This is a genomic window from Cupriavidus phytohabitans, from assembly GCF_000426345.1.
Lineage (GTDB): Bacteria > Pseudomonadota > Gammaproteobacteria > Burkholderiales > Burkholderiaceae > Cupriavidus.
The window spans coordinates 69,234-86,071 of sequence record NZ_AUFE01000019.1; the positions used below are offsets into that span (position 1 = coordinate 69,234).

17 protein-coding genes are annotated in these 16,838 nt (G+C 67.8%); 11 read left to right on the forward strand and 6 right to left on the reverse strand.

Features of this window, described 5'->3' with window-relative positions; all coding sequences use genetic code 11:
• Window positions 1–13 precede the first annotated feature (13 nt).
• Window positions 14–373 carry a TfoX/Sxy family protein gene (locus K309_RS0115950; protein WP_029047366.1) on the forward strand — a complete coding sequence of 120 codons (360 nt, stop codon included), beginning with the start codon at window positions 14–16 and terminating at the stop codon, window positions 371–373.
• Window positions 374–421: 48 nt separating this feature from the next.
• Entirely contained in the window at window positions 422–1,165 is a 744-nt protein-coding gene (locus tag K309_RS0115955; RefSeq protein WP_029047367.1) for a Mut7-C RNAse domain-containing protein, read from the forward strand.
• 39 nt (window positions 1,166–1,204) lie between these two features.
• On the opposite strand, the gene K309_RS0115960 is transcribed toward K309_RS0115955, so the two are convergent.
• On the reverse strand, window positions 1,205–1,807 hold the full coding sequence (locus K309_RS0115960; protein WP_029047368.1) for a 5-formyltetrahydrofolate cyclo-ligase: 603 nt from the start codon (window positions 1,805–1,807) through the stop codon (window positions 1,205–1,207).
• A 109-nt stretch (window positions 1,808–1,916) separates the two neighbouring features.
• Here K309_RS0115960 and K309_RS0115965 point away from each other — a divergent pair, with 109 nt between their 5' ends.
• The 4 genes from K309_RS0115965 (at window position 1,917) to K309_RS0115980 (ending at window position 7,143) form a co-directional block, all read left to right on the forward strand.
• Window positions 1,917–3,872: a lytic transglycosylase domain-containing protein gene (locus tag K309_RS0115965; protein ID WP_029047369.1), complete on the forward strand. Its 1,956-nt coding sequence runs from the start codon at window positions 1,917–1,919 to the stop codon at window positions 3,870–3,872.
• 105 nt (window positions 3,873–3,977) lie between these two features.
• The gene (locus K309_RS0115970; RefSeq protein WP_029047370.1) at window positions 3,978–5,000 is read left to right on the forward strand and encodes a complex I NDUFA9 subunit family protein; all 1,023 of its coding nucleotides are present in this window, start codon (window positions 3,978–3,980) and stop codon (window positions 4,998–5,000) included.
• Window positions 5,001–5,157: 157 nt separating this feature from the next.
• Window positions 5,158–5,847, forward strand: a complete 690-nt coding sequence (locus K309_RS0115975) for a glutathione S-transferase family protein (RefSeq protein ID WP_029047371.1) — start codon at window positions 5,158–5,160, stop codon at window positions 5,845–5,847.
• Between the two features lie 48 nt (window positions 5,848–5,895).
• Window positions 5,896–7,143 carry a multifunctional CCA addition/repair protein gene (locus K309_RS0115980; RefSeq protein WP_029047372.1) on the forward strand — a complete coding sequence of 416 codons (1,248 nt, stop codon included), beginning with the start codon at window positions 5,896–5,898 and terminating at the stop codon, window positions 7,141–7,143.
• Window positions 7,144–7,159: 16 nt separating this feature from the next.
• Here the strand turns inward: K309_RS0115980 and K309_RS0115985 are convergent, their stop codons facing one another.
• Together K309_RS0115985 and K309_RS0115990 are read right to left on the reverse strand one after the other, a co-directional pair.
• On the reverse strand, window positions 7,160–7,354 hold the full coding sequence (locus K309_RS0115985) for a DUF2905 domain-containing protein (RefSeq protein ID WP_029047373.1): 195 nt from the start codon (window positions 7,352–7,354) through the stop codon (window positions 7,160–7,162).
• Between the two features lie 15 nt (window positions 7,355–7,369).
• Window positions 7,370–8,572: a class I SAM-dependent methyltransferase gene (locus K309_RS0115990; protein ID WP_029047374.1), complete on the reverse strand. Its 1,203-nt coding sequence runs from the start codon at window positions 8,570–8,572 to the stop codon at window positions 7,370–7,372.
• 15 nt (window positions 8,573–8,587) lie between these two features.
• On the opposite strand from K309_RS0115990, the gene K309_RS0115995 reads away from it, so the two are divergent.
• The 3 genes from K309_RS0115995 (at window position 8,588) to ttcA (ending at window position 11,005) form a co-directional block, all read left to right on the forward strand.
• Window positions 8,588–9,454 (forward strand): SDR family oxidoreductase, encoded by an 867-nt coding sequence (locus tag K309_RS0115995; protein ID WP_029047375.1) that lies wholly within the window; start codon window positions 8,588–8,590, stop codon window positions 9,452–9,454.
• Window positions 9,455–9,550: 96 nt separating this feature from the next.
• Entirely contained in the window at window positions 9,551–9,955 is a 405-nt protein-coding gene (locus tag K309_RS0116000; RefSeq protein ID WP_029047376.1) for a dihydroneopterin aldolase, read from the forward strand.
• A 108-nt stretch (window positions 9,956–10,063) separates the two neighbouring features.
• Window positions 10,064–11,005 carry a tRNA 2-thiocytidine(32) synthetase TtcA gene (ttcA, locus tag K309_RS0116005; protein WP_029047377.1) on the forward strand — a complete coding sequence of 314 codons (942 nt, stop codon included), beginning with the start codon at window positions 10,064–10,066 and terminating at the stop codon, window positions 11,003–11,005.
• 63 nt (window positions 11,006–11,068) lie between these two features.
• On the opposite strand, the gene K309_RS36655 is transcribed toward ttcA, so the two are convergent.
• Window positions 11,069–11,896 carry a DUF6279 family lipoprotein gene (locus K309_RS36655; protein WP_035877651.1) on the reverse strand — a complete coding sequence of 276 codons (828 nt, stop codon included), beginning with the start codon at window positions 11,894–11,896 and terminating at the stop codon, window positions 11,069–11,071.
• Window positions 11,897–12,186: 290 nt separating this feature from the next.
• Between K309_RS36655 and glmU the strand changes: the two genes are divergently transcribed.
• Window positions 12,187–13,551 (forward strand): bifunctional UDP-N-acetylglucosamine diphosphorylase/glucosamine-1-phosphate N-acetyltransferase GlmU, encoded by a 1,365-nt coding sequence (gene glmU / locus K309_RS0116015; RefSeq protein WP_029047379.1) that lies wholly within the window; start codon window positions 12,187–12,189, stop codon window positions 13,549–13,551.
• 104 nt (window positions 13,552–13,655) lie between these two features.
• A complete protein-coding gene (gene glmS / locus K309_RS0116020) occupies window positions 13,656–15,494 on the forward strand; it encodes a glutamine--fructose-6-phosphate transaminase (isomerizing) (protein ID WP_029047380.1) in 1,839 nt (612 codons plus the stop codon).
• A gap of 120 nt (window positions 15,495–15,614) precedes the next feature.
• On the opposite strand, the gene K309_RS36660 is transcribed toward glmS, so the two are convergent.
• Both K309_RS36660 and K309_RS0116030 read right to left on the reverse strand, forming a co-directional pair.
• Window positions 15,615–15,797 carry a hypothetical protein gene (locus K309_RS36660; RefSeq protein WP_029047381.1) on the reverse strand — a complete coding sequence of 61 codons (183 nt, stop codon included), beginning with the start codon at window positions 15,795–15,797 and terminating at the stop codon, window positions 15,615–15,617.
• 71 nt (window positions 15,798–15,868) lie between these two features.
• Window positions 15,869–16,837, reverse strand: a complete 969-nt coding sequence (locus K309_RS0116030) for a SphA family protein (RefSeq protein WP_029047382.1) — start codon at window positions 16,835–16,837, stop codon at window positions 15,869–15,871.
• Window position 16,838 lies beyond the last annotated feature (1 nt).

Here is a 16,838-nt window from a genome sequence, read left to right on the forward strand (position 1 = left end):
CGGGACCTCGCCCATGGCCACGCGCCGCCCCGATCCCTTCATTGAACACCTGCTCGAGCTGATGGGGCCGCTGGCGGCGCGCATCGGGCCGGTGACGGCCAGGCGGATGTTTGGCGGGCACGGCCTGTTCTATGACGGGCTGATGTTCGCGCTGGTGTCGGGCGGCACCTGCTACCTGAAGGCGGATGACGCCACGCGCGGCAAGTTCGACGCCGCAGGCAGCGAGCCCTTCCGCTACCAGTCGGCGAAGCGCGAGGTCACCATGCGCCACTACCTCAGCCTGCCGCCCGCCGCTCTGGAGTCGCCGGCGGCGATGACGCCGTGGGCGAAGCTAGCGGTAGAGGCGGCGCTGCGGCTGGGGAATGCGGGCTGAGCCTGCGCCAGCGCGCAATCCATGCCGGATCGGTGCCATACTCGCCCCATGGTCACCGCCATCTTCCGCTTCTACGAGGAACTGAACGACTTCCTCGCGCCGGACCAGCGCCGGCGTGACCTGCCCTGCGCGTGCGCGCGCGCCGCGACCGTCAAGCACATGATCGAGGCGCTGGGCGTCCCCCATACCGAAGTCGAGCTGATCCTGGTCAACGGCGAGTCCTCCGTCTTCGAACGCCAGCTGCTGGACGGCGACCGGGTCTCGGTCTATCCCAAGTTCGAGCGCCTCGACATCACGCCGCTGCTGCGCGTGCGCGAACACCCGCTGCGCCTGATGCATTTCGTCGCCGACGCGCATCTGGGCGGACTGGCGCACCTGCTGCGCATGACCGGCTTCGACACCCTCTACGACAACCACTTCGAAGACAGCGAGATCGAGCGCATTGCGGTTGACGAAGGCCGCGTGGTGCTGACGCGCGACCGCGAACTGCTCAAGCGCCGCCGCATCACGCACGGCTGCTATGTGCGCGCGCTCAAGCCGCGCCAGCAGGTGCGCGAGATCTTCGCCCGGCTGGACCTGGCGCGCAGCGCGCGGCCGTTCTCGCTGTGCCTGGACTGCAACGTGCCGCTGCACACGCTGGATGTGGCCGCGGCGGCCGGGCGCGTGCCTGACGGCGTGCTCGAGCGCCACCGCAGCTTCGTCACCTGCGACCAGTGCCGGCGGGTGTTCTGGGAAGGCTCGCACTGGCGCTGCATGCGCGCGCTGGTGGATGAGCTCGTGCAGCCCGGCTGAGCTCAAGCTGTGCCCGCGCGCTGCCGTCACCCTTTTGGGCTAGAACGCCCCGGCCTCGGTCACGATCCAGTCCATCGCCACGTCATGCGGCTGCGCGGGCAGCGCGATGCGGCATGCCTCATGGCCAACGCCGATCGCCACCGGCCGGTGCGCCATCGCCGCCAGCGTGCGGTCGTAGAAGCCGCCGCCGTAACCCAGGCGGAACTTGTCCGGGCTGAAGCCGACACAGGGAATGAGCAACGCGTCGGGCGTCACGGCTTCGGTGCCGTCGGGGACCGGGATGCCGTAGTGGCCCTTGGTCATCGGCGTGTCCGGGTCCCACCGGTGGAAGTCCAGCGGCGCGCCGGGCCGGCTTACCGCCGGCAGCGCAGCCTGGCGCCCGGGCACCGCCGCGAGCCATTGCGCGACCGCGCCGCGCGCGTCGAACTCCTGCTGGATCGGCCAGTAGAAGCCGAGGCAGCGCACGGCCAGGCCCGCCAGCAGCTCGGACAACGCGGCGGCGATGCGCGCATCGGCATCGTTGCGCGCGGGCAGGGCGGCACGCAATGCCAGCAGGCGCGCACGCTGCGCGCGGCGGTCTTCGGCGGGGTCGGGGAGCGAGGCGGGCGAGGTGGCGGCCGAAGCGGCGGATCTTGAAGACATGGCGTGGGATAATGCCCGCGTCCGAACCAACACGGACGGCGGAAGCTGCTGCGGCCCTTGCCTTGCATGGCGGGCACCGGCGCCGCCGTCATCGACAAGGAAGCAAAGAATGCTGAAGGGAGTATATCTGCAGCGTGCAGGGCGGGCCGCCTGGATTGCCGTGGCATGTGCACTGCTTGTCACGCCGGTCCATGCGCAGAAGCGCCCGCAGGCGCCGGTGCGCCAGCAGCAGCCGGCGGTGATCCCGAGCGATCCGGACGAGGCTTTCGCCGCGCTGCGCGAGGCGGCGCGCAAGAACGACGTGGAGCGCGCCTACGCGATCTCGGCCACCCTGGTCGACTACCCGATCCCGTCGTACATCGAGTACTTCCGCATCAAGCCGCAGATGTTCGACGCCAGCGGCCTGGCGCGCATCGACGCGCCTGACGACCAGGTGCGCGCCTTCCTGCAGCGCTACAAGGGCGAGGCCATCGCCGACCGCATGCGCAACGACTGGCTGCTGGTGCTGGGCAAGAAGCGCGACTGGGCCACCTTCGATGCCGAGTACCCGCAGTTCGTGCTCAAGGACGACACCCAGGTCGAATGCTATGCGCTGCTGTCGCGCGCGCTCAAGGGCCAGAACGTCGCCGCCGAGTCGCGCCAGGCGCTGAGCGATCCGCGCTACTACGGCGAAGGCTGCGTCGACCTGATCGGCTACCTGGTGCAAAGCCAGCAGATCCAGCGCAGCGATGTCGCCTACCAGGCGCGGCTGGCGCTGGAGCAGAACTACCTGACGCTGGCCGGCAAGATCGCGGCGCTGCTGCCCGATGCGCGCGTCGACGGCGACACGCTCGCCACCCTCGTCAAGATGGCGCGAACCGACCCGAACCAGGCCGTCGCCTACCTGGGCACCGTCCAGGGCACGCTGTCGCGCGACGAGCAGGGCGCGGCCTGGGGTGTGATCGGCCAGTTCGCGGGCAAGAAACTGCTGCCCGAAGCGGCCACCTACTACCGCCGCCAGATGGACCTGGGCGGCAACCAGTGGCTGTCTGACGACACCCAGGAATGGCGCGTGCGCGCCGCACTGCGCCAGGGCGACTGGAAGCAGGTGCGCCAGGCAGTCGAGCTGATGCGTCCCGAGCTGCGCGCCAAGGACCCGGCGTGGCTCTACTGGTACGGCCGCGCGCTCAAGGCCGAAGGCCGCGACACCGAGGCGCAGCAGAACTTCCAGCAGGTCGCCGGCCAGTTCAACTTCTATGGCCAGCTCGCCAGCGAAGAACTGGGCAACCGCATCACGCTGCCCGCGCGCACCAGCGTCAGCGACGCCGAGGCCAATGCCATGCGCTCGCGCGCCGGCTTCCAGCGCGCGCAGAAGTTCTATGCGATGAACATGCGCTTCGAAGGCAACCGCGAATGGAACTGGGAACTGCGCGGCATGAACGACCGCGAGCTGCTTGCCGCCGCGGAGTTCGCGCGCCGTCTCGAACTGCTCGACCGCACGGTCAATACCGCCGACCGCACCCGCAACGAGCATGACTTCGGGCTGCGCTTCCTGATGCCGTACCGCGACATCATGCAGCGCGCGACCGACGATGTCGGCCTCGACATGGCGTGGGTCTACGGCCTGATCCGGCAGGAATCGCGCTTCATCATGAGCGCGCGCTCGTCCGCCGGTGCGCATGGCCTGATGCAGGTGATGCCGGCGACGGCCAAGTACGTAGCGCGCAAGATCGGCATGAACGATTTCTCGCCGCAGATGATGGGCGATCCCACCATCAACATCCAGCTTGGCACCAATTACCTGAGCATGGTGCTGACCGACCTGGACAGTTCCTGGACGCTGGCGTCGGCCGCATACAACGCCGGTCCGGGCCGGCCCAAGGCATGGCGCAGCACGTTGGCGCGCCCGGTGGAAGGCGCGATCTTTGCAGAGACCATCCCGTTCAATGAAACGCGTGGCTATGTGAAGAATGTGCTTTCGAACGCTACGTACTATGCTGCATTGATGAGTGGCCGTCCGCAGTCGCTGAAATCGCGCCTGGGCACGGTCGCGCCGTCGCCGGTGACCACCACCAGCCTGCCCTGACGGGTACCCGACGGGACGGCCGCTGGTGTGCAGCGCCGGGCGCGTTGCGGCGGCCCGGCTGGCGCAATGCGCCGCGACGTGCAGTTCACTTTGCGCGGAGGCATCATGCAGACCAGCAACGTCCTCGTCATCGGTGGCGCCGGCTTTATTGGCAGCCACCTTGTCTCGCGCCTGGCCGGCGCCGCTTCTGCCTCGGGTGCGCCGCTGGAACCGGGCAGCAATCCCGATTCGCCCATCGCCCCCGACCGCATCGTGGTCGGCACCCGCAACGTCGAGCACGCGCAGCACCTGTTGCTGCTGCCGCGCGTCGAGGTGGTGGAACTGGGACTGGCCGACAATGCCGCGCTCGATGATGCCATCGGCTCGCTCGGTGTCGACGGCATTGTTGTCAACCTGGTGGGCGTGCTGCACGGCGAGCGTGCCGATCCGTACGGCGAGGCCTTTGCCAGCGCCCATGTCGAAATGGTGCGCCAGATCGTGGCTTCGTGCCTGTCCACCGGCGTGCGCCGGCTGTTGCATATGAGTGCGCTCGGCGCTGACAGCCAGGGGCCGTCGATGTACCTGCGCAGCAAGGGCGACGGCGAGCGCATCGTGCGCGCCAGCGGGCTGGACTGGACCATCTTCCGCCCTTCAGTGGTGTTCGGGCCAGATGACCATTTCCTCAACCTGTTCGCGCAGATGCAGCAGATGGCGCCGATCGTGCCGCTGGCCTGCGCACAGGCGCGCTTCCAGCCGGTGTTCGTGCAGGACGTGGTGCAGGCCTACCTCAATGCCATGGTCAACCCGGCAACCATCGGCCATGGCTATGAGCTGGGCGGCCCGCAGGTCTATACGCTCGAAGAGCTGGTGCGCTTCGCCGGCCGCGCGTCTGGCCATCCGCGCCCGGTGATCGCGCTGCCGGACGCGCTGGCGCGGGTGCAGGCGACGATCATGGAACACATGCCGGGCGAGCCGCTGCTGTCGCGCGACAACCTCGACTCGATGCAGCTGGACAATGTGCTTGAGCATCCGGTTGCGCCGGAGCTGGACCTGCATCCGGCCAGCCTGGAATCGGTGATGACCGACGCGCTGGCAGGGCGCAACCGCGATGCCACGCTGACCTCGATGCGCGCCAGCGTGCACCGCTGAAGGGGCGGCCGGACCCCGGCCGCGGGGTGGCCTATGTGACCCATTTTCGGATCGGTTGCGAGAGCAATTCACTTTGAGGCAGGCTGGCGCGCTGGCAAAATGACCGGTCCGGCGCGCCGCCGCCGTCTCCCTTCGCCTCCTCCCCCAAGGACCTACGATGAAGCTCGTCATCGGCAACAAGAATTACTCCTCCTGGTCGCTGCGCCCCTGGCTGCTGCTGCGCCAGGCCGGCATCGAATTCGAAGAGGTGCAGGTGCGCCTGTTCACCGGCAGCTTCGCCGCCGAGATCGCGCGCTATTCGCCCGCCGGCAAGGTACCGGCGCTGGTCGATGGCGACGTCACCGTGTGGGATTCGCTGGCGATCGCCGAATACGTGGCCGAGCGCTTCCCGGAAAAGACGCTGTGGCCGGCCGACCGCGCCGAGCGTGCGGTGGCGCGCGCCATCTGCGCCGAGATGCATTCCGGCTTCACCAACCTGCGCAACCAGTTGCCGATGAACGTGACCGCGGTGCTGCCTGGTTGCGGCTGGAACGTGGCGGTGCAGCGCGACGTCGACCGCATCGCCGCGATCTGGGGCGGGCTGCGCCAGCAGCATGGCGCGCGCGGGCCGTTCCTGTTCGGCGAATTCACCGTGGCCGACGCCTTCTTCGCGCCGGTGGTGAGCCGCTTTGCCACCTACGGCATCCACCTGCCGGAAGACGCCAAGGCCTATGCCGACTTCATGCTGGCGCTGCCGACGATGCAGGAGTGGATTGCCGCCGCGCGCGAGGAGCGCGATTTCCTGGCCGACGACGAGCCTTACCGGCTGGCCCCCGACCGCCCCGATGCGATTATCGTCAACCACTGAGCAATATCGCCGACGCCCGGCGCCGGCACCAGAGAAGAGGCCACAACGATGCAGGTGTACGCCGTCGGCGGCGCGATCCGCGACGAACTGCTGGGCAAGCCCAGCCAGGACCGCGACTACGTAGTCGTCGGCGCGACCCCGCATGAGATGGAGGCAGCGGGCTATCGTCCCGTCGGCAAGGACTTTCCGGTCTTCCTGCATCCGCGCACCCATGAGGAATACGCGCTGGCGCGCACCGAGCGCAAGACCGCGATGGGCTACAAGGGCTTCGCCTTCTACTGCGAGCCCGATGTCACGCTCGAAGACGACCTGGTCCGGCGCGACCTGACCATCAACGCGATGGCGCGCGAGGTCGATGCCGGCGGCAACCTGGTCGGCCCGGTGATCGACCCGCACGGCGGCCAGCGCGACCTGCAGGCCCGCCTGTTCCGCCATGTCTCCGATGCCTTCGCCGAAGACCCGGTGCGTATCCTGCGGCTGGCGCGCTTCGCCGCGCGCTTCCACGGGTTCACCGTCGCCGCCGAGACCCAGCGCCTGATGCGCGAGATGGTGATGGCCGGCGAGGTTGATGCGCTGGTGCCGGAGCGCGTCTGGCAGGAACTGGCGCGCGGCCTGATGGAAGCGCATCCGTCGCGGATGTTCGAGGTGCTGCGCGATTGCGGCGCGCTGGCGCGGCTGCTGCCGGAGCTCGACCGCTTGTGGGGCGTGCCGCAACGTGCCGACTTCCATCCCGAGGTCGATACCGGCGTGCACGTGATGATGGTGATCGATACCGCCGCCGCGATGGGCGCGCGGCTGCCGGTGCGCTTTGCCGCGCTGGTGCACGACCTGGGCAAGGGCACCACGCCGGAAGACGTGCTGCCGCGCCATGTCGGCCACGAGATGCGCAGCGTCAAGCTGCTGGAAGAGGTCTGCGCGCGGCTGCGCGTGCCCAACGATTGCCGCGACCTGGCGCTGGTGGTGGCGCGCGAGCACGGCAATATCCACCGCTCGCTCGAATTCAGTGCCGCCGCGGTGGTGCGGCTGCTGGAACGCTGCGACGCGCTGCGCAAGCCCGACCGCTTCGCGCTGGCGCTGCAGGCTTGCGAGGCCGACAAGCGCGGCCGCAAGGGCTTCGAGCACAGCGACTATCCGCAGGCGGAGCGCCTGCGGGCGGCACGCGAAGCCGCCGCCGGCGTCGATGCCGGAGCGATCGCGCGCGCCTGTGCGGACGACGTGGGGCAGATCAAGGACCGTGTCCATGCGGCCCGCGTCGCGGCCGTGGCGCAGCGGCTGGGCGAGCACGCGGCGGATTGAGAATCCGCGGCCGTTCCTACAACAGCTTGCCGATCACCAGCGCCACCAGCGACAGCAGGATCGTCGAGGCAAACGGCAGCACGAACTCCCGCCCGAACAAGCGGAAGCGCACGTCCCCCGGCAACCGTCCCAGCCCGATTTTCTGCAGCCACGGCAATGCCGAGGACAGGATGATCACGCTCAGGAAGATGGTCAGGGTCCAGCGCAGCATGGCGTTCGCCGTGGCTTACAGGGTATGGCAGCGGTCGCCGCGGGCGAAGCCGGCCAGCGGCGCGCTCGCGTCAGTGCCGTCGTCGAGGCCGCGCGTCAGCGCGATGACCTTGAACAGCTCGCCCATTTCCGCTTCGGACAGCAGCTTCTGCACGGCGTTGGCCTGCGGCAGGAAGGCGCGCGCATCGGACGGGTCCAGCGCCATCAGCAGCTCGGTGATGCCGGCATTCATCAGGAAGCGCGCCTGCGAGGCAAAGCCCGATACAGTCAGCCCGGTTTCCACCGCGGCAGCGGCGACACCGCTGAAATTGACGTGCGCGGTGATGTCCTGCAGGCCCGGGTAGAGGAACGGGTCCGGGTGCGCATGATGCCGGTAGTGGCACATCAGCGTGCCGCCGGCGCGCTGCGGGTGGTAGTACTCGGCGGCGGGGAAGCCGTAGTCGATGAAAAAGGCGGCGCCGCGCGCCAGCATTGCACCAACGGCGCGCATGAAGCCCTCGGCTTCGGCATGAGTCTCGGTGACGAGATCGTGGTCGCCGGGGATGTCGCGCAGCATCGCCGGCACGTCGGCAGTGGTGAGCACGCGGTCCTCGAAGTGGAACGCGGCGGCCGCGCCGGGTTCGGTGCGCGCCACGCCGCGCTCGTGCCAGCGGCCGTCAACGCGTGCGTAGAGCTGCACCGGCATCGCATCGAGCACCTCGTTGCCGACGATGACGCCCTCGAAGCGGTCGGGCAATGCATCCAGCCAGCGCACGCGTGCGGCCAGGTGCGGGGCGCGCTGTGCCAGCGTTTCCTGCTGGCGCGCGCGCAGCTCGCCGGACAGCTCGACGATCGCGTATTCCTGCGGCAACTGGCCTTCCTGCTCCAGCCCGAGCAGCAGGTCTGCGGCCAGGCGGCCGGTGCCGGCGCCGAATTCCATCACCCGCCGCAGCCCCTGGGCGATCAGCGGCGCGAACTGGCGCGCCAGCGTGCGTGCGAAGAACGGGCTCAGTTCCGGGGCGGTGATGAAGTCGCTGCCGTCGCGGGCATCGCGCCCGAACTTGGCCGAACCGCCGCTGTAGTAGCCCAGGCCGGGCGCGTACAGCGCCAGCGCCATATAGCGTTCAAAGCCGATCCAGCCGCCGGCCGCGTCGATCGATTCGCCAATACGGGCCGCAAGGGTATCGGAAGCGGCCTGCGCGTCGGCGGGGGGAAGGGGTAAACTAGCTGCTTTCTGCATCCCGCGATTGTAGCAATGCCCGCATCCGATACTCCGGCACCCGCTGCCGCCGAACCTGCTCCCGATGCCGCCGCCCAGACCCCTGAGGCCTCTGCCCGCGGCGTCGCCCTCGTCACCGGCGGCGCGCGCCGCCTTGGCCGCGCCATTGCACTGGAACTGGCCACGCAGGGCTGGGACGTCGCCGTGCACTGCCACCGCTCGGTGGACGAGGCCGAGGCGCTCGCCACCAGGATCCGCGCGCTCGGCCGCCGTGCCGCGGTGCTGCGCGCCGACCTTGCCGACGAGGCCGCCACCGGCCGCCTGATCGCGGACTGCATCGCCGCGCTGGGCCTGCCGACCTGCCTGGTCAACAACGCGTCGCTGTTCCAGTACGACGTGGCGACCAGCTTCTCGTATGCGTCGCTCGATACGCATATGCGTACCAATGTGGCGGCGCCGCTGCTGCTGGCGCGCGAGCTGCACAAGGCGCTGGCCGCTGCTGCCCCCGCTGGCGACAAAGACAAGGCCGCCGAGCCGCGCGGCGTGGTGGTCAACCTGCTCGACCAGAAGCTGGACAACCTGAATCCCGATTTCCTGTCATACACGCTGTCCAAGGCCGCGCTGCAGACTGCCACGGTGCAGCTGGCGCAGGCTCTGGCGCCGCGCATCCGCGTGGTCGGCGTGGCGCCGGGCATCACGCTGGTGTCGGGCGAGCAGTCCGAGCAGAGTTTCCGCCGCGCGCATCGCGTGACGCCGCTGGGCCAGTCGTCGACGCCCGAGGATATCGCCCAGGCGGTTGCCTATCTGGCGCAGGCGCGCGCGGTCACCGGCACCACGCTGTACGTGGACGGCGGCCAGCACCTGATGCCGCTCGCGCGCGACGTGATGTTCCTGACCGAGTAAGCTGGCGCCTGTATGCCAGGCACGCCCGCAAACCGTAATCCTGATGTGCCGCGCCCGCCGGGCGCGGCGTTCCCTTATCTTGTCTTTTCCCCAGCCATGACCATGCTCGCCGCTCTTTCCCACCCCAGCCTGCAGGACTGCCGACGCATGTTCCTGCGCAACTATGAAGTGCAGATCAATATCGGCGTGCATGAGTTCGAGAAGAAGGGCGAGCAGCGCGTGCTGATCAATATCGACCTGTTCGTGCCGCTGCAAGAATCCACCCCGCGCGCCGACAAGCTCGACGAGGTGGTCGACTACGACTTCATGCGCAACACCGTGGCCGAGCGCATGGCGCAGGGCCACGTCCACCTGCAGGAAACGCTGTGCGACGACGTCGCGCGCGCCATGCTCAGGCATCCCAAGGTGCGCGCCGTGCGCGTGTCGACCGAGAAGCCCGACGTGTACCCGGACTGCGATTCGGTGGGCGTCGAGGTGTTCCACATCAAGCAAGGCGCCTGAGTCCGCATTTGCCGGCGCCTGCAGTGCGCAGGCGCCTAAAGTAAAATGTTGCCCCTTCGCGCGCTGCCGGCCATTCCATCCGGCAGGCGCCATGCAACAGGATGCTCCATGAGCCACTCGAACAATTTCTACCGCCTCGAGACGAGGCTGCAATCGCAAACCGGCAAGGCCATCGGCGACTTCGGCATGATCGAGGACGGCGACACCGTGCTCGTCTGCATGAGTGGCGGCAAGGACTCGTACACCATGCTGTCGGTCCTGATGGCGCTGCAGAAGCGCGCGCCCATCAAGTTCAGGCTGATCGCGATGAACCTGGACCAGAAGCAGCCGGGTTTCCCGGAGCACGTGCTGCCCGAATACCTGAAGTCGGTGGGCGTGGAATACCTGATTGTCGAGGCCGACACCTACTCGATCGTCAAGGAGAAGGTGCCCGAGGGCAAGACCACCTGCTCGCTGTGCTCGCGCCTGCGCCGCGGCGTGATCTACCGCACCGCCAAGGAGCTGGGCGCCAACAAGATCGCGCTGGGCCACCACCGCGACGACATCGTCAACACCTTCTTCCTGAACATGTTCTTCGGCGGCAAGATGAAGGCCATGCCGCCGAAGCTGGCCACCGACGATGGCGCGCATATCGTGATCCGCCCGCTGGCGTACTGCTCCGAGAAGGACATTGCGTCGTACGCACGCGCGATGGAATTCCCGATCATCCCGTGCAACCTGTGCGGCTCGCAGGAGAACCTGCAGCGCAAGAAGGTCAGCGAGATGCTGCAGGAGTGGGAGCGCCAGAACCCGGGCCGCATCGACAATATCTTCTCGGCGCTGCGCAACGTGGTGCCGTCGCACCTGGCCGATACCGAGCTGTTCCCGTTTACGGGGCTGGCTACCGGGCTGGCCAAGGTGGACGAGGCTTCGCTGTTCGGTGAAACCACCTTCCAGCAGCAGCCACTGGTGTTCGCGGGCAGCATGGAAGAGAACCGGATGGAGTTCGTGCGCTTCGAGCGCCCGCCGGCGTCCGCGCCCGAGGCGGAGCAGGCCGGCGCGCCGCAGTAAACTGCCGCCACATGGCAAAAATGCCCGCGCGAGCGGGCATTTTGCATTGAGGGTGGCCGAAACTCAGTTCGCCGCCGCTGCCTGCACCGGGGCGTGCGCCTTCTCCCGCATCAGCGCGTTGGTATCGTCGATCCACTTCTGGAACCGGTCCTGCGCATGCGCCTTCTGCTTCGGCGTGGTCATGTTGGCGATCGCCACGGTCAGTGCAATGCCGGCGTTGTGGCTGGCATCGTGGCTCACGGCATGCTTGCCAGGCGGGTTCTGCCAGTATTCGCGGAAGCGCCGCAGCAGGTCCATCACCTGCGGCCTGGACGGCTGCGTGGCCTGCACGTAGCGCACCATCTTGAGCCATTCCTGCTGCCGCGCCACCCGTTCGGCGTAGCGCGACTCGGCGTTCTCGACCACGGGCAGCACCGCCGCACGGATCTGCTTTTCCTGCTCGCCGGAGAAATCGCCATAGACCAGCCGCGCGTAGTCCATCACCTTGTCAAAGCGGGCGTCGACCCGCTCGGCCGGGTCGGAATTCAGGAATTTCTTGCGGTACTTGGCATTGCCCTCGGCGAATTTCTTCTCCATGCGGGCGATCTGGTCGGGCGTCAGCGTCAGCAGCAGGTCAGCCATGTCGGGCATGGCCTGCTCGTAAGAGCGGCGCGCCAGTTGCTGCGAGGCGTCCTGGAAGTGCTCGACCATGGCTGGCGTCACCGGCTGGCGGACCTCGGCCTTGGCCTGCTGCAGCAGGCTCGCGATTTCAGGCAGCTGAGACTTGCGGTGCCAGGCGAAGAAGCGCGCGATGGCCTCGCGCGTGAGCGGCTCCTGGGCCGAGGTGACATCGACATAATTGTCAATCCACCAGTAGGCCAGCCGATCCCCCTGCTGGTAGCCGAGTTTCATCGCGCTGCATGCGCACAGCGCCGCGGCGCCGAAAATCACCAAAATCCGCCGCGCCCAACGATTGTGAAATTCGGAAACAGCGCCGCGTTGGGCAGAATTCGCCATGTTAAAATCGGCGCGCATTGCAGCCGGGCCGCTTCGATCGCCGCCAGCCCAAGACTGGCAAGGGTTTGCGGGATTCCGCACCGATCGGGCCTGGACCTGCAGCCAAGCTGGGCGGCGAAGACCGCGAATCACCCGGTTGGCGTTTTTCAGAATATTTTCGGACACACTCACGTAGGGGTCTCCTTGTGAATATCGTCATTCTCGCCGCGGGCATGGGCAAGCGAATGGTTTCCGACTTGCCCAAGGTATTGCACCCGGTGGCCGGGCGGCCAATGCTGGCGCACGTCCTGGATACGGCTCGCGCGCTGTCGCCGTCGCGGCTGGTCGTGGTCGTCGGCCACGGCGCCGCGCATGTGCGCGAGGCGGTCGCCGCCGACGATGTCGCCTTCGCCGAACAGGCCCAGCAGCTAGGCACGGGCCATGCGGTGATGCAGGCACTTCCATTGTTGGACGACGGCCAGCCTACATTGGTTCTGTACGGTGACGTGCCGCTCACAACCGCGGCCACGCTGAAGGCACTGGTGGCCGAGGCCGGCAACGAGCGCTTCGGCGTATTGACGGTCGAAATGCCCGATCCCACCGGCTATGGCCGTATCGTACGCGACGCCGGGGGCAGCATCGTCCGCATCGTCGAGCAAAAGGATGCCACTGAGGCCGTCAAGGCTATCCGCGAAATCAATACCGGCATCATCGTGTGCCCGACGGGCCACCTCCGGCGCTGGCTGTCGATGCTCGGCAACGACAATGCCCAGGGCGAGTACTACCTGACCGACACGGTCGAGCGCGCCGCCACGGAAGGCGTCGAGATCGTTTCGGCGCAGCCGGCAGCGATCTGGGAGACGCTCGGGGTCAACAGCAAGCTGCAGCTCGCTGAAGTCGAACGCATCCACCAGGGCAACCAGGCCCGCCGCCTGCTCGAAGCCGGCGTGACACTGCTGGATCCGGCGCGCATCGACGTGCGGGGCGAGCTGACTTGCGGGCGCGATGTCACCATTGATGTCGGCTGCGTGTTTGAAGGCCGCGTGCACCTGGAAGACGGCGCCAGCATCGGCGCCCACTGCGTGATCCGCAACAGCACCGTGGGCGCCGGCGCGCAATTGCACCCGTTCTGCCATGTCGACAGTGCCAGGATCGGTCCTGCCGGACGCATCGGGCCGTACGCGCGGCTGCGCCCGGGCACCGAACTGGGCGAAGATGTCCATATCGGCAACTTCGTCGAGGTGAAGAATGCCCAGGTGGCCGCGCACAGCAAGGCCAACCACCTTGCCTATGTTGGAGACGCCACAGTGGGTTCGCGCGTCAATATTGGCGCCGGCACGATCACCTGCAACTATGACGGTGTGAACAAGCACCGTACGGTGATCGAGGACGACGTCTTTATCGGGTCCGATACGCAATTGGTGGCGCCGGTGACGGTACGCCGCGGCGCCACGCTGGGAGCGGGCACCACCCTGACCAAGGAAGCGCCCGCGGACAAGCTGACGCTGTCACGCGCCAAACAGATGACCGTCGACGCCTGGCAGCGTCCGGTCAAGCAGCCGAAGAAGTAATCGTCCGGCCGCCGCGTGAGCGGCCATGGAAAGCGCCGGCCCGGACGGGCGGCGCGATTGATTGGATAGGGCGCCGCAGTGGGCGCCAGCAACGGGGGTTCAGCATGTGTGGCATCGTCGGCGCGGTTTCGACGCGCAATATCGTTCCGGTCCTGATCGAGGGGCTGCGCCGCCTGGAATACCGCGGCTATGACTCGTGCGGCGTCGCGGTCGTGCGCGACGATGCGGTCGAGCGCGCGCGCACCGTGTCGCGCGTGGCCGACCTGGATGCGCAGACGCAGGCTTCGGGCCTGTCCGGCTTCACCGGCGTGGCGCATACGCGCTGGGCCACCCACGGCAAGCCCGATACCGCCAACGCCCACCCCCACCTGTCGGGCGAGACCATCGCGCTGGTGCATAACGGCATCATCGAGAACTACGAGCCGCTGCGCGACGAACTGCGCGCGGTCGGCTACGGCTTCGAGTCGCAGACCGACACCGAAGTCGTCGCGCACCTGATCCACCAGGCCTACACCTATCCCAGCAGCGCCACCCGCGGCGACCTGTTCGACTCGGTGCGCGCCGTCACCAAGCGCCTGCACGGCGCCTATGCCATCGCCGTGTTCGCCAAGGACCAGCCCGGCGTGGTGGTCGGCGCCCGCGCCGGCTCGCCGCTGGTGGTGGCGCTGGGCGAGAACGAGGCCTTCCTCGCGTCCGATGCGCTCGCCGTGGCCGGCACCGCGAACCGCATCATCTACCTCGAAGAGGGCGATGTGGTCGAGATCTCGCTCGACGGCGTCGTCATCCATGACGCGCAGGACCACGCGGTCGAGCGTGAAGCTCGCCTGGTCGAGGCTCATGCCGCATCGGTCGAGCTGGGCCCGTACCGCCATTTCATGCAGAAGGAAATCTTCGAGCAGCCGCGCGCGCTGGGCGACACGCTGGAAGGCGTGGAAAGCATCACGCCGGCGCTGTTCGGCGACAACGCCGCGGAAGTCTTTGCAGGCATCGACAGCGTGCTGATCCTGGCCTGCGGCACCAGCTACTATTCCGGCTGCACCGCCAAGTATTGGCTCGAAAGCATCGCCAAGATCCCGACCCAGGTCGAGGTCGCCAGCGAATACCGCTATCGCGACACCGTGCCCAACCCGCGCGCGCTGGTGGTGGTGATCTCGCAGTCGGGCGAAACCGCCGACACCATGGCCGCGCTGCGCCACGCGCGCGCGCTGGGCCATGTGCACACGCTGGCGGTCTGCAACGTCGCCACCAGCGCCATGGTGCGCGAGACCGAGCTGCGCTTCCTGACCCGCGCCGGCACCGAGATCGGCGTGGCCTCGACCAAGGCCTTCACCACGCAGCTGGCCGCGCTGTACATGCTGACGCTGGCGCTGGCCAAGGTGCGCGGCCTGCTGACCGAGGAAGCCGAGGCCAAGGATCTGGCCAACCTGCGCCACCTGCCGGCCGCACTGCACGGCGTGCTGGCGCTGGAGCCGCAGATCATCGCCTGGTCCGAAGACTTCGCGCGCCGCGAGAACGCGCTGTTCCTGGGCCGCGGCCTGCACTATCCGATCGCGCTCGAAGGCGCGCTCAAGCTCAAGGAAATCTCGTACATCCACGCCGAGGCATACCCTGCCGGCGAACTGAAGCACGGCCCGCTTGCGCTGGTGACCGAAGCCATGCCGGTGGTCACGGTCGCGCCCAACGACGCGCTGCTGGAAAAGCTCAAGTCCAACATCCAGGAAGTGCGCGCGCGCGGCGGCCGTCTCTATGTGTTTGCCGACAGCGATACGCAGATCCAGTCGTCGGACGGTATCCAGGTGATCCGCATGCCCGAGCACTATGGCGACCTGTCGCCGATCCTGCATGTGGTGCCGCTGCAGCTTCTGGCATATCACACGGCATGCGCGCGTGGTACCGATGTGGACAAGCCGCGGAATCTGGCGAAATCGGTGACGGTAGAGTAAGGAAGCGGGGGCAGGGGCCACCACCACGACATCATCGTTGTTGGCGTCCCTGCTGCGGCGTTCCTCAGGCAAAGAGGCCCTTCGGGGCCTGTTTGCCTTTGCACGTCAGTGTGCCCCCCTTTACCCCACATACGACAGGAACGCCCGCGCCATCTCCACCTCCAGCCGCTTGTCCGACAGCGCGCAGGGGCGCGCGGCTTTGAGCTTGGGCTGGCGCTGTGTGGCGTGGTGATGCTGGCGGGCGGCCTGGTCGGGCTGCTTGTCGTGAACCCCGGCCGTTCGCGCCGCCGGCTCGCCGCGCATGCGGCAGCCGCACCGGACGATGGGCTGGCGCCGGCGGCGGCAAGCTGATCGGCGGACGATCGGCGGCATATTCAGAACACGATCGCCGCCGTCCCCATGAACGTGCTCGTGCTCTTTAGCCGGTTCTTGCTGGCGATGGTCGGCACCCAGCGCAGGCTCATTGACAGGTGGCTTTTCGCGCCGATTTTTGTGTCGTAGGTGACGATCGGCCCCAGCGCCCAGTCGTGGCCGCGGAAGCCGTTGAGGCGGTCCGCCAGCGGACCGCTGTCGTCGCCCAGTTGCTGCGTGGTGCCGGCGATCAGGCCTGCGCCGGCGCCGTTGCCGAAGCGCTTGAGCAGCATCGTGTCGAGCGTGAACAGCGGCGCGTTCTGGTAATCGGTGGCATTGTTGCGCGTGTAGAACTGGAGCCCGGCCACCGCATCGAATTCCAGCCCGTGCTCCGGAAACAGCCGGGTGTAGGCCACCTGCGGGATAAAGGTCCAGTTGTTCAGGCTGGGATTGGCCAGTGCGTTGGGATCGTACTTGCCGGTCGGCGCCCAGATGTTCAGGCTCAGCGCCACATGCTCGGTCTTGGAGAAGTGGTAGCCGGCGACCAGCGGCGTGAAATAGATGTCGAACAGGTTCGACGCGGTGTCTTGCGTACGGCCGCTGACGCCGCCGATGCCGACATTGGCCGTGACCCTGGTCCACACGTAGGGCAGCGTGAAGCTGGAGGCAAAGTTCCACGCGCCGGGCCCGGTGTCCCAGGCTTTCATCACCGTGGCCAGTGTGAAGGCGACCTTGCCGTCGACGTCGACGGCTGCCTTGCCGCCAATCGGCACGCTGCGGCTGCCGCCGATCGATCCGTCGAGGTAGATCTCGCCGAGGTTGACCGCCAGGATGGGTTCGGGCGAGACGATGCCGGCATTGGGCGTGACGCTGGTTCCGGTGACGGGCCGGCCGAGCGCGCCCTCGGTGCCGCTGGCACTGGTAGCTGCGCCCAGCAGCGGCAGCGCGGGGACAAGGGCAGCTAGCAGCCGGCGAGCGGTGTTGGTTGGCATG

What these genes read in the sequence shown, in the direction of transcription:
- K309_RS0115950 (WP_029047366.1), top strand. Translation starts at nt 14, where the DNA reads ATGGCCACGCGCCGCCCCGATCCCTTCATTGAACACCTGCTCGAGCTG.
- K309_RS0115955 (WP_029047367.1), top strand. Translation starts at nt 422, where the DNA reads ATGGTCACCGCCATCTTCCGCTTCTACGAGGAACTGAACGACTTCCTC.
- K309_RS0115960 (WP_029047368.1), bottom strand. Translation starts at nt 1,807, where the DNA reads ATGTCTTCAAGATCCGCCGCTTCGGCCGCCACCTCGCCCGCCTCGCTC.
- K309_RS0115965 (WP_029047369.1), top strand. Translation starts at nt 1,917, where the DNA reads ATGCTGAAGGGAGTATATCTGCAGCGTGCAGGGCGGGCCGCCTGGATT.
- K309_RS0115970 (WP_029047370.1), top strand. Translation starts at nt 3,978, where the DNA reads ATGCAGACCAGCAACGTCCTCGTCATCGGTGGCGCCGGCTTTATTGGC.
- K309_RS0115975 (WP_029047371.1), top strand. Translation starts at nt 5,158, where the DNA reads ATGAAGCTCGTCATCGGCAACAAGAATTACTCCTCCTGGTCGCTGCGC.
- K309_RS0115980 (WP_029047372.1), top strand. Translation starts at nt 5,896, where the DNA reads ATGCAGGTGTACGCCGTCGGCGGCGCGATCCGCGACGAACTGCTGGGC.
- K309_RS0115985 (WP_029047373.1), bottom strand. Translation starts at nt 7,354, where the DNA reads ATGCTGCGCTGGACCCTGACCATCTTCCTGAGCGTGATCATCCTGTCC.
- K309_RS0115990 (WP_029047374.1), bottom strand. Translation starts at nt 8,572, where the DNA reads ATGCAGAAAGCAGCTAGTTTACCCCTTCCCCCCGCCGACGCGCAGGCC.
- K309_RS0115995 (WP_029047375.1), top strand. Translation starts at nt 8,588, where the DNA reads ATGCCCGCATCCGATACTCCGGCACCCGCTGCCGCCGAACCTGCTCCC.
- K309_RS0116000 (WP_029047376.1), top strand. Translation starts at nt 9,551, where the DNA reads ATGACCATGCTCGCCGCTCTTTCCCACCCCAGCCTGCAGGACTGCCGA.
- ttcA (WP_029047377.1), top strand. Translation starts at nt 10,064, where the DNA reads ATGAGCCACTCGAACAATTTCTACCGCCTCGAGACGAGGCTGCAATCG.
- K309_RS36655 (WP_035877651.1), bottom strand. Translation starts at nt 11,896, where the DNA reads ATGAAACTCGGCTACCAGCAGGGGGATCGGCTGGCCTACTGGTGGATT.
- glmS (WP_029047380.1), top strand. Translation starts at nt 13,656, where the DNA reads ATGTGTGGCATCGTCGGCGCGGTTTCGACGCGCAATATCGTTCCGGTC.
- K309_RS36660 (WP_029047381.1), bottom strand. Translation starts at nt 15,797, where the DNA reads ATGCGCGGCGAGCCGGCGGCGCGAACGGCCGGGGTTCACGACAAGCAG.
- K309_RS0116030 (WP_029047382.1), bottom strand. Translation starts at nt 16,837, where the DNA reads ATGCCAACCAACACCGCTCGCCGGCTGCTAGCTGCCCTTGTCCCCGCG.